This window comes from Streptomyces sp. NPDC101194 (assembly GCF_044767885.1).
Lineage (GTDB): Bacteria > Actinomycetota > Actinomycetes > Streptomycetales > Streptomycetaceae > Streptomyces.
In genome coordinates this window covers 1,448,637-1,457,432 of sequence record NZ_JBIWOS010000001.1, presented here as the reverse complement: position 1 = coordinate 1,457,432, position 8,796 = coordinate 1,448,637, and the positions used below count along the sequence as shown (strand labels likewise).

Sequence of the window (8,796 nt, the reverse complement as noted above, 5' to 3'; positions counted from 1 at the left end):
GGGGGGGGGCGCGGCGGCCACATCTTTCCGTTTCTACATCGCGGCCCCCCCGGCGGGTCACCCCCGGGGGGGGCGGGGGGCGCCCCCCCCCCCGTCCACCACGCCTCGGAGTCGAACAGGTTGCGCCGTGTGGGCGACATACACCCGACAGTATGAATCTCGGACCGGAGGAAGGCGGTCCGTCCCGGTGCCGCTCAGCCCGCCGCCCCGTGCCGGACGGCCCAGAGGGCGGCCTGCGTCCGGTCCGAGAGATCGAGCTTCATCAGGATGTTCGAGACGTGTGTCTTCACGGTCTTCTCGGAGAGGACCAGTGCTCGCGCGATCTCCCGGTTGGAACGGCCGTCGGCGATCAGGCCCAGCACTTCCCGCTCACGTTCGGTGAGGGAGCTCCCACGGCCCGTACCGCCGCCCGCGTCGTCCTGGGCGAGGAGGGCTCCCGCGACCTCCGGCTGGAGCAGGACGTGGCCCGCGTGCACCGAGCGGATGGCGCCGGCCAGGGCGTCCGGGTCGACGTCCTTGTACACGTAACCGGAGGCTCCGGCACGCAGGGCGGGGACCACGGTGCGCTGCTCGGTGAAGCTGGTGACGATGAGGACCTTGGCCGGGTTCTCCAGCTCGCGGAGCTTGCGCAGGGCCTCGATCCCGTCGGTGCCGGGCATCTTGATGTCCATCAGGACGACATCGGGGCGGAGCTCCTCCGTCCTGGCCACTCCTTCGGCGCCGTCGGACGCCTCGCCGACCACTTCGATGTCGTCCTGGACCTCCAGGAACGTACGCAGACCGCGGCGGACCACCTGGTGGTCGTCGACCAGCAGCACCCTGATGATCCTGTCAGCCACCGGGTACCTCCATCTCGATCGTGGTGCCCTTGCCGGGCGCCGATTCAACGATGAGTCTTCCGCCGACCCCGCTCGCGCGGTCCCGCATGGACACCAGGCCCAGGTGCCGGCCTGCCTGCCGGGTCGCCGCGGGTTCGAATCCGCCGCCGTCGTCGGTGATCCGGAGCAGCGTGCCGCCGCCGTGCCGGGCCAGCGTGACGGTGACGTGCTCGGCGCCGGAATGGCGCAGTGCGTTGTGCAGGGCCTCCTGGGAGACCCGGAGCAGCGCCTCCTCCTGAGCGGCGGGCAGGGCCCGTACGCCCAGGCTCTCGAAGGTGACCCGGGCCGTGTGGGCCCGGTCCAGGACCTGGATCTGGGTACGGAGCGTGGCGACGAGACCGTCCTCGTCGAGAGCGGCGGGGCGCAGTTCGATGACGGCGGCGCGCAGCTCGTCCACTGCTTCCGCGGCGAGCGCGGCGACCTGCTGCAGCTCGCCCTTGGCGCGGGCCGGGTCGCGGTCGATCAGGGCGGTGGCGGCCTGTGCCGTGAGCCGCAGCGAGAACAGCTTCTGACTGACCGCGTCGTGCAGCTCATGGGCGAGCCGGGACCGCTCCTCGGCGATGGTGAGTTCGCGGCTCCGCTCGTACAGCCGGGCGTTGGTGAGGGCGATCGCCGCGTGCTGGGCGAGGATCGACAGCAGTTCCTCGTCCTCCCCGGTGAACCCGCAGCTGCCTTCCGGCTTGGGGCAGCGCTTGTTGGCGAGGAAGAGTGCGCCGATGATCTCGTCGCCGTCCCGGACGGGGAGGCCGAGGAAGTCGGACATGTCGGGGTGCGCGGCGGGCCAGCCCTCGAAGCGGGGATCCCTTCGGACGTCCGCGAGGCGCTCGGGCTTCGCCTCGTGGAGCATCGCGGCGAGGATGCCGTGCTGCCGGGGCAGGGGGCCGATGGCCTTCCACTGCTCGTCGCTGACGCCGTCGACGACGAACTGGGCGAAGCCGCCGTGGTCGTCGGGGACGCCCAGGGCCGCGTACTCGGCGTCCAGCAGCTCACGGGCCGAGGCGACGATCGTCTTGAGGACGTCCCGCACTTCGAGGTGCCGGCTCATGGCGAGCAGCGCGGCACTCACCGCTGCGAGGCCCGACGGTGGGCGATGACTCATGGCCTCACGGTACCGGCGGGGGCGGACGTGGCGTATCAGCCCGTGGAAGGCCGTCGACGGGGACGCAGGGACTAGGTCCGTCGACGACGTGGGGTGCGGTGATCCCCTACGGGTCCGGCAGGCCCAGGAAGGCCCAACTACCGTTCTCCGATGCGGAACCTAACCCTCTGGATTGCTTGAGCAACGGTTGGTGAGTTTGCCGCCCGACCGGTGTGAGGCCGGGCATAGGACCCACATCACTTACGAAGCTCGCTAGTGGAGACGTAAGTGCCACATCAACAGTCATGAGCGCGGGGCATCGCGTTCGAGCGGGGCACCGATCCACTATCCGGGTTCGTACGTCACACCTTTGCCACCAGATTTTGCTGGCGCTAAGAATTGCACCCGTCCCCGACGGAGATGCGAAAGCTTCCCGTCTTCGTCCTCCGTGAGGACTCCCGCGATTCGAAGAGGTACGTCTGTATGTCCCTGTCCAGCATCCCCGGCAGTTGTCGTCGCCTGAACAAGACCCAGAAGCTCTCCGTCGCGGGCATCTCCGCCGTTGCCGTCGCCTCGCTCTCGTTCTCGCTCGTCCCCGCCAACGCGGAATCCAAGCCCGAGGCGCAGACCCCCACGTCCGCCGCCCCCGTGGTTCTCGCGTCGGCCGTCGGTAATCCGCAGGCCAAGGCACTGCAGGCCAGCCTCATCGAGCAGCACTCCACCGCCGCGAATCTGATCAAGGCCGCAGACCTCGCCAGGGCCGAGGAGGCCGCCGCCGTGAAGGCGAAGGCCGAGGCCGCCGCGAAGGCCAAGGCCGCCGCCGCTGCCAAGGTCAGGGCCGAGGCCGAGGCGAAGGCCAAGGCCGCCGAGAAGCGCAACGGGACGCAGGCCGCGAGCCGCTCCGAGACGCGCACCCCGGTCTACGCCAACAACCTGGACGGCTGGATCAGGCAGTCCCTGGACATCATGCGGGCCCACGGCATCCCCGGTTCGTACGACGGTCTGCACCGCAACATCATGCGGGAGTCCACCGGCAACCCCAACGCCATCAACGGCTGGGACATCAACGCCAAGAACGGCACCCCGTCCTGCGGGCTGCTGCAGGTCATCCGGCCGACGTTCAACGCGTACCACGTCTCCGGCACCTCGACGAACATCTACGACCCGGTCGCCAACATCACCGCCGCGGCCAACTACGCCGCCGACCGGTACGGCTCGATCGACAACGTCAACAGCGCGTACTGACCGGCTCCGGACGTCCTCGGACGATCCGTGCGTCGAACGGCACACGCCGACGCCGGAGGGCGGCAACCCCACGTGGGGTTGCCGCCCTCCGGCGTTTCGTGCCGGTGCTCGCGCCTACTTGCGCATGACCTCCGGCTCGTGGCGACGCAGCAGTCGCGCGACCGCGATGCCGCAGATGATGCCGAGCAGCAGCAGCACCGAGATGTTCATCCCCCACTGGCCGGCCGAGTGCTCCCACAGCGGGTCGAGGTCGGTCGGGTTCTTCGGGTCCCACGGCGCCATGAGGTGGGAGAGGTCGAGCGTCGTGCCCGCACCGGCGATGGCCCAGCGGGACGGCATCAGCCAGGCGAACTGTTCCAGGCCGGGCGATCCGTAGACCTGGAAGAGGATGCCGGTGAAGACGACCTGGACGATCGCGAACATGACCAGCAGCGGCATCGTCTTCTCGGAGGTCTTCACCAGCGAGGAGATGACCAGGCCGAACATCATCGAGGTGAAGCCGAGCGCGATGATCGTCAGACAGAGCTCGACGGCCGGCGGCATGATCAGGCCCTCTGCGGGCAGCTCACGGGTGGAGAATCCGATGCCGCAGATGATCACGCCCTGGAAGGCCGTGATCACGCCGAGGACGATCACCTTGGACATCAGATAGGCCGAACGGGAGAGACCGGTGGCCCGTTCCCGTTCGTAGATGACGCGTTCCTTGATCAGTTCTCGTACGGAGTTGGCCGCGCCGGAGAAGCACATGCCGACCGCGAGGATCAGCATGATCGTTCCGGCGGCCCCGTTGAACCGGGACGGCGGCTTCGGCGGGGCCAGGCCGAAGTTGGCCGGAATGACCACGCTGACGATGCCGAGCACGGCGGGCAGGATCACCATCAGGCCCATGAAGCCCTTGTCGGACGCGATCACCGAGATGTAGCGGCGCATCAGTGTGAACAGCTGAGCCGTCCAGCTCTGCGGCTTGCGCGTGCGCATCTGCTGCGGGGGCGGCATGTGTACGGACTGCACGGCGACGGCGTCGATGTCCGCGGCGTACATCTGGTAGTGCTGCGAACCGCGCCAGCGGCCCGCCCAGTCGTAGTCGCGGTAGTTCTCGAACGCGGAGAAGACATCGGCCCACGTGGTGTAGCCGAAGAAGTTGAGCGCTTCCTCCGGCGGACCGAAGTAGGCGACGGAACCGCCCGGCGCCATGACGAGCAGCTTGTCGCAGATCGCCAGCTCGGCCACGGAGTGGGTGACGACGAGGACCGTACGGCCGTCGTCGGCCAGGCCGCGCAGCAGTTGCATGACGTCGCGGTCCATGCCCGGGTCGAGGCCGGAGGTCGGCTCGTCCAGGAAGATCAGCGACGGCTTGGTGAGCAGCTCCAGGGCCACGGAGACACGCTTGCGCTGGCCTCCGGAGAGCGAGGTGACCTTCTTGTCCTTGTGGATGTCGAGCTTGAGCTCTGCGAGGACTTCGTGGATCCGGGCCTCGCGCTCGGCCTCGGTGGTGTCCGCGGGGAAGCGGAGCTTGGCCGCGTACTTGAGGGCCTTGGTGACGGTGAGTTCCTTGTGCAGGATGTCGTCCTGCGGGACCAGACCGATGCGCTGACGCAGCTCGGCGAACTGCTTGTACAGGTTCCGGTTGTCGTAGAGGACGTCGCCCTGGTTGGCCGGCCGGTAGCCGGTGAGCGCCTTGAGCAGCGTGGACTTCCCGGAGCCCGACGGGCCGATGACCGCGATGAGCGACTTCTCCGGGACGCCGAAGGACACGTCCTTGAGGATCTGCTTCCCGCCGTCGACCGTCACCGTGAGGTGGCGGGCGGAGAAGGAGACCTCGCCGGTGTCGACGAACTCCTCCAGCCGGTCGCCGACCAGGCGGAACGTCGAGTGACCGACGCCGACGATGTCGTTCGGGCCGATGAGCGCGGAACCGGACTTCGAGAGCGGCTGACCGTTGACGTAGGTGCCGTTGTGGGATCCGAGGTCACGGATCTCGAAACGGCCGTCGGGGGTCGCGTGGAACTCGGCGTGGTGGCGCGAGACCTGGAGGTCGGAGACGACCAGTTCGTTCTCCAGCGCACGACCGATGCGCATGACACGGCCGAGGGAGAACTGGTGGAACGTGGTCGGGCTGCGGTCGCCGTAGACCGACGGGGCCCCCGCGGCACCGCCGGGCCCGCCGACGCCGGGCGTGTTCGTCCTGCCCTGCTGGTGCGGAACATGGGGCTGCGCGGGCTGCTGCGGCTGCCCCTGAGGGGGCTGCTGCCAGCCCTGCTGCGGCTGCTGTTGCTGCGGGACAGGAGCCTGTCGGCCGGGCCAGCCGGCGCCACCCTGCTGGGCCTGTTGGGCGGGGGCCTGCGGCCCACCCGCACCCTGCCCGTTGTACGCATCGGCACCCGCGGCGGCACCGATGCTCAGCCGCGGTCCGTCAGTGGCATTGCCCAGGTGCACGGCGGAGCCGGGCCCTATTTCCAGCTGCTGGATGCGCCGCCCCTGCACATAGGTGCCATTGGTGCTGCCGTGGTCCTCGATGAACCAACTCTGGCCGCCCCAGCTGATCGTGGCATGCCGCCACGACACCCGGGCGTCGTCGATCGTCAGGTCCCCCTGCGGATCGCGGCCCAAGGTGTACGACCTGGACGGATCGAGCGTCCAGGTCCTGCCATTCAATTCCAGTACGAGTTCTGGCACTCCGCGCCCCACTAGTTGTCCCCCGTGTTACCCCCGTTGCAGGGAGTCTAGGGATGCTGAACATCGTGGGGAACTATTCCAGGAGCACTCCCGGATACGAAAGTCGGGCGGGGGGAAGACCCCGCCGAGACCTGCGGAGTCGTGCCGTCGCCCGGGAGGAACGGGAACGGAGAGTGCTAAGCGACCATGACTCGATATGAACCATGGGTGAACGGTGCATTACGGGACGTACCATCCTGCCCGGCCGGGACCCGGTCGCCGGACGTGCCCGCGTGCGTGCCGTCCGTTCCCGCCCGCAGGCTCAGGGCCGGGCCCGGCCGGCGGCACGCTGTCCGACCCTCGGGACGGACCGCCGGTGCCACGAGTCGGACCGATACGGTGGGAGCACCATGAGCGCATCTCAGCCACCTCAGTCCTCTCCGTCTCCTGAGCCCCCTGAGTACCGTCAGGGGTCGGACACACCCACCCTTCTCGTGAAGATCTTCGGGAAGGACCGCCCCGGGATCACCGCCGGGCTCTTCGACACCCTCGCCGCCTACTCGGTCGATGTCGTCGACATCGAACAGGTCGTCACCCGTGGCCGCATCGTCCTGTGCGCGCTGATCACGACCCCGACCGCGGGCGGCACCACCGCGGGCGACCTGCGGGCCACCGTGCACAGCTGGGCCGATTCGCTGAAGCTGCAGGCCGAGATCATCTCCGGTACGGGTGACAACCGGCCGCGCGGCTACGGACGTTCCCATGTGACGGTGCTCGGACACCCGCTGACCGCGGAGTCGACCGCCGCCATAGCGGCCACGATCACCTCGACCGGCGGCAACATCGACCGTATCTTCCGGCTCGCGAAGTATCCGGTCACCGCGGTCGAGTTCGCGGTGTCCGGTGCCGGGACCGAGGAGCTGCGGACGGCGCTGGCGACGGAGTCCGCCGGGATCGGTGTCGATGTGGCGGTGGTGTCGGCCGGGCTGAGCCGCCGGGCGCAGCGACTGGTCGTCATGGACGTCGACTCGACGCTCATCCAGGACGAGGTCATCGAGCTCTTCGCCGCCCACGCCGGCTGCGAGGACAAGGTCGCCGAGGTGACCGAGCAGGCGATGCGCGGCGAGCTCGACTTCGAGCAGTCGCTGCACGCACGGGTGGCGCTGCTGGCGGGGCTCGATGTGTCGGTGGTGGACAAGGTGCGCGCCGAGGTGCGGCTGACGCCGGGCGCCCGCACCCTGATCCGTACGCTGAAGCGACTCGGCTACCAAGTGGGCGTGGTTTCGGGTGGGTTCACCCAGGTCACCGACGATCTGAAGGAACGGCTCGGGCTCGACTTCGCCTCTGCCAACACCTTGGAAGTGGTCGACGGCAAGCTCACCGGACGGGTCGTCGGTGACATCGTCGACCGGGCCGGGAAGGCCCGGCTGCTGCGCAGTTTCGCCGCGCAGGCAGGGGTGCCGCTGGCACAGACCGTGGCGATCGGTGACGGTGCGAACGACCTGGACATGCTGAACACCGCCGGGCTCGGGGTGGCCTTCAACGCCAAGCCGGTGGTCCGCGAGGCCGCGCACACCGCGGTGAACGTGCCGTTCCTGGACACCGTGCTGTATCTGCTGGGCATCACCCGCGAGGAGGTCGAGGCCGCCGACGGTCTCGTCGACTGACGCGTATCCGCGGGCTCGGGCACCCGCGTACTCACGCAGCGGCAGGGCCCCGGTGGTTTGCGCACCGGGGCCCTGCTCGTACACACGACAAAGGCAGCCGTACGGCAGCACGGGCCGTGGCCCCGCTCGTACGGCACGGCAGGCGGGCGACGGCGAAACCGTTCGGCGGCGCGGGCCGTGCCGCAGCGGGATCAGTCGTTGGGCGTCCAGTACTCGACCAGCTTGCCCACCCCGTGCTCCACGCCCTTCCAGGAGCCGGAGAACTCGACGACGGCGAAGGCCGCGGTCGGGAACCCTCCGCGGTTCATCCGGGACAGGGCGTCGCCCTCGGCCGATTCCGAGAGGGCGTCGGCGACGGCGTGCATGCCGGGGTTGTGGCCGATGACGAGGAGATCGCGCACATCGTCGGGGGTCTCGTTGATCAGGGCGATCAGCTCGCCGAGGGACGCCTCGTACAGTCGCTCCTCGTACACGGTCCTGGGTCGGTGCGGCATCTCGTGCACCGCCAGCTTCCACGTCTCTCGCGTCCTGGCCGCCGTCGAGCAGAGAGCCAGATCGAGGACGATCCCGGAGTCGACGAGCTTGCGTCCCGCGACGGGGGCGTCCTTGCGGCCGCGCTCCGCGAGTGGCCGCTCATGGTCCGAGTCCTGCGACCATTCCGCCTTTGCATGTCTGAGAAGGACGATCCTGCGAGGTGTATCGACGCTCATACACCTCAGCTTCGCACGAAACGCGCCGCCCGTCGCAGGGTGTTGAAGGGCTCGGGCGGTGGGCGGGAGCGCCGTCAGCGGGTCACGAAGGCCACGATTCGCTCAAGCAACCGGCCGACCGCAGGGTCGGTCGTCGCCGCGTGGGCCTCGCCGGATCCCACGATCATCAACAGCAGCGCGGCGAACCCGATCGCGGGCAGCGCGACGGCCCACCACGGCAGCCGGACCTCGACGCTGCCCGTGGCCGGGTGGGTGGTCCGGGTGTGGGTACCGGCCGGCATGTCCGCCTCCGTGGGTCATCGGTTCTGATACCTCGAACCTACGGTCGCGGCGCCGCCGGTCCCATCCGGTGACCCACCCACTTCACCCTGACCCTGGCCCCCTAGGGGATGGTGGGGCCAGCCCCACCATCGGCCGCCGGGCGCGGGTCAGGGGGACGCGACCGTGGCGATCACCGAGATGATCACGGTGACCAGCAGCATCGCCCCGAGTACGAGGAGGAGCTTCTTCTGACCGTTCTGCGGATTCGGGTCGAGCACAGGAGACATGGGCTCAGTCTCGCA

8 protein-coding genes are annotated in these 8,796 nt (G+C 69.1%); 2 read left to right on the top strand and 6 right to left on the bottom strand.

All coding sequences use genetic code 11. The features are described from left to right. Window positions 1-194: 194 nt before the first annotated feature. Window positions 195-839: a response regulator gene (locus tag ACIRP2_RS06515; RefSeq protein ID WP_404247083.1), complete on the bottom strand. Its 645-nt coding sequence runs from the start codon at window positions 837-839 to the stop codon at window positions 195-197. Next, the gene (locus tag ACIRP2_RS06510) at window positions 832-1,977 is read right to left on the bottom strand and encodes a GAF domain-containing sensor histidine kinase (protein WP_404247081.1); all 1,146 of its coding nucleotides are present in this window, start codon (window positions 1,975-1,977) and stop codon (window positions 832-834) included. The genes ACIRP2_RS06515 and ACIRP2_RS06510 overlap by 8 nt, the downstream gene beginning before the upstream one ends. Before the next feature lie 462 nt (window positions 1,978-2,439). On the opposite strand from ACIRP2_RS06510, the gene ACIRP2_RS06505 reads away from it, so the two are divergent. Further along, window positions 2,440-3,201 carry a transglycosylase SLT domain-containing protein gene (locus ACIRP2_RS06505; protein ID WP_404247079.1) on the top strand — a complete coding sequence of 254 codons (762 nt, stop codon included), beginning with the start codon at window positions 2,440-2,442 and terminating at the stop codon, window positions 3,199-3,201. Window positions 3,202-3,315: 114 nt separating this feature from the next. Here the strand turns inward: ACIRP2_RS06505 and ACIRP2_RS06500 are convergent, their stop codons facing one another. Further along, window positions 3,316-5,889, bottom strand: a complete 2,574-nt coding sequence (locus ACIRP2_RS06500; protein ID WP_404247077.1) for an FHA domain-containing protein — start codon at window positions 5,887-5,889, stop codon at window positions 3,316-3,318. A 377-nt stretch (window positions 5,890-6,266) separates the two neighbouring features. Here ACIRP2_RS06500 and serB point away from each other — a divergent pair, with 377 nt between their 5' ends. Continuing rightward, window positions 6,267-7,523: a phosphoserine phosphatase SerB gene (gene serB / locus ACIRP2_RS06495; RefSeq protein WP_404247075.1), complete on the top strand. Its 1,257-nt coding sequence runs from the start codon at window positions 6,267-6,269 to the stop codon at window positions 7,521-7,523. A 191-nt stretch (window positions 7,524-7,714) separates the two neighbouring features. Here the strand turns inward: serB and ACIRP2_RS06490 are convergent, their stop codons facing one another. The 3 genes from ACIRP2_RS06490 to ACIRP2_RS06480 all read right to left on the bottom strand — a co-directional run bounded on the left by ACIRP2_RS06490 (window position 7,715) and on the right by ACIRP2_RS06480 (window position 8,772). Beyond that, on the bottom strand, window positions 7,715-8,233 hold the full coding sequence (locus ACIRP2_RS06490; protein WP_361452677.1) for a histidine phosphatase family protein: 519 nt from the start codon (window positions 8,231-8,233) through the stop codon (window positions 7,715-7,717). Between the two features lie 74 nt (window positions 8,234-8,307). Next, window positions 8,308-8,514 carry a hypothetical protein gene (locus ACIRP2_RS06485; RefSeq protein ID WP_404247073.1) on the bottom strand — a complete coding sequence of 69 codons (207 nt, stop codon included), beginning with the start codon at window positions 8,512-8,514 and terminating at the stop codon, window positions 8,308-8,310. Between the two features lie 147 nt (window positions 8,515-8,661). Further along, window positions 8,662-8,772 (bottom strand): SGM_5486 family transporter-associated protein, encoded by a 111-nt coding sequence (locus ACIRP2_RS06480; RefSeq protein ID WP_361452851.1) that lies wholly within the window; start codon window positions 8,770-8,772, stop codon window positions 8,662-8,664. Window positions 8,773-8,796: the final 24 nt, after the last annotated feature.